Genomic DNA, 1776 nt, shown 5'->3' with positions numbered 1-1776 from the left:
ATCTCGGCCACGCCATCTTCACAGTAATAGTTCAACGCATGCCACTGGTTGAGCATGTAGTTGATGGCCTTGGTGGTCTCGGATTGTGTCGATAGTGTCAGCAGTCTGTTGCGCAGCCAAACTTCCAGTTCAACCAGAAGTGGTTTGGCCTGTCGCTGCCGAATACGCTGACGTTCAGTTTGTGGCTGTCCGCGAATTTGCGCTTCAATACCATAGAGTTCGCCAATCCGGCGCAGAATCTCGGTGGTCGTTGGCGTGGCCTTTTTTGCGTGTAAATCATAGACCTTGCGTCTGGCATGCGCCCAACAGGCGGCTTCAATCACGCTGCCATCAGTATAGAGCTTGTCATAACCACCGTACGCATCCGCTTGCAACACACCGGTGAATCCCTCCAGGTGCGTCTGCGGGTGTAGACCCTGTCGGTTCGCGGAATAAGCAAACCATACTGCAGGCGCAGCCAGGGAGCCGGAGTGTCGGTCATCCCGTACGTACACCCATAGCCGTCCGGTTTTGGTTTTACCGTTGCCCGGTGCCAGAACCGGCATCGGTGTATCGTCGCTATGGACTTTACCGGGAGCGACCACATAGCGGCGCAACGCGTCCACTAGCGGAGTAATCAAGACACCACATGCGCCCATCCAACGCCCTGTCGTCGCTGAATCGAGTTCCACCCCGCGCCGGGCATGAATGAGGGCTTGCCGGTACAGTGGCTGGTGATCAGCGAATTTGGCGACGGCGATATGCGCCAATAAGCCTGGGCCAGCAAATCCACGTTGAATCGGACGACTCGGTGCCGGTGCCTGAACAATGCAATCACAGCAGGCGCAGGCTTTCTTCTTCCTCACATGGCGAATCACTTTGAAGGCAGCTTCAATCACTTCCAGCTGCTCAGACACGTCTTCGCCCAACGGTTTGAGCTTGCCGCCGCATTGCGGGCAGTTGTCTTCCGCTGGCTCAATGAGGTGTTCTTCGCGCGGCAGGTGCTCAGGGAAGGGTTTGTGAGCCGCTTTCTGACGTGGCTGCGCCGGCGTGACTGCGGTTTGTTCTGCCGCGCCTTCTTCGGCGATCAACTCTTCCAGCCGGGTTTCCAGTTGCTCCAGCTTCTGGTCGATCTTCTCGGATTTGCGCCCGAACACCATGCGTTTTAACTTGGCGATCTGGAGCGTCAATTGTTCGATTTCCAGTGTGCGTACGCTCAGCGCCAGTTCCAGGGTTGAGACGGTTTGGCGCAGGGATTGCAATTCGCCATCTCGCTGGAGCAGCAATGCTTTTAGGGCATCGATATCGTCTGGAAGTGAGGGAGTGGTCGCCATGCGTGGAGTTTACGCATGATCGGTACCGTTTACAAGAGCGCCAGTGGTGGCCAGGTGCGTTCCGGCTGTTTCCAGTTGATTCCTTCGAGCAGCATGGATAGCTGCGCCTGGGTCAGATGGACTTTGCCAGCACTCGCCTGAGGCCAGACGAAGCGGCCACGTTCTAACCGCTTGATCAACAGGCATACGCCATCGCTGGTGGCCCACAGTACTTTGATGACGTTGCCGCGCTTGCCCCGGAATACAAACACATGGCCAGCCAAAGGATCTGCAAGGAGAGTCATTTGCACCTTGGCCGCCAGACCATTCATGCCAGAACGCATATCAGTGACACCGGCTGCCAGCCAGATGCGTGTTCCTGCCGGTAGCCCCATCATGGTCGTAACATCCCCAACACGGCACGGATCGCAGTCAAATCAGCCTTGCCATCGAAACGCACGACCGCACCGGCCATCTGGATTTC

General features: G+C 56.9%; 2 protein-coding genes. Both read right to left on the bottom strand.

The features are described from left to right. Window positions 1-1313 (bottom strand): IS66 family transposase (gene tnpC / locus H8K47_RS17945; protein ID WP_186882719.1); only part of this gene is annotated, 1313 nt, incomplete at its 3' end. A 29-nt stretch (window positions 1314-1342) separates the two neighbouring features. After that, window positions 1343-1690, bottom strand: coding sequence for an IS66 family insertion sequence element accessory protein TnpB (gene tnpB / locus H8K47_RS17940; RefSeq protein ID WP_186882718.1), 348 nt, complete (start codon window positions 1688-1690; stop codon window positions 1343-1345). Window positions 1691-1776: the final 86 nt, after the last annotated feature.

The sequence above is a fragment of the Cognatundibacterium rugosum genome (assembly GCF_014284365.1).
Lineage (GTDB): Bacteria > Pseudomonadota > Gammaproteobacteria > Burkholderiales > Burkholderiaceae_D > Undibacterium > Undibacterium rugosum.
This window is presented reverse-complemented; position numbering and strand designations above follow the sequence as displayed.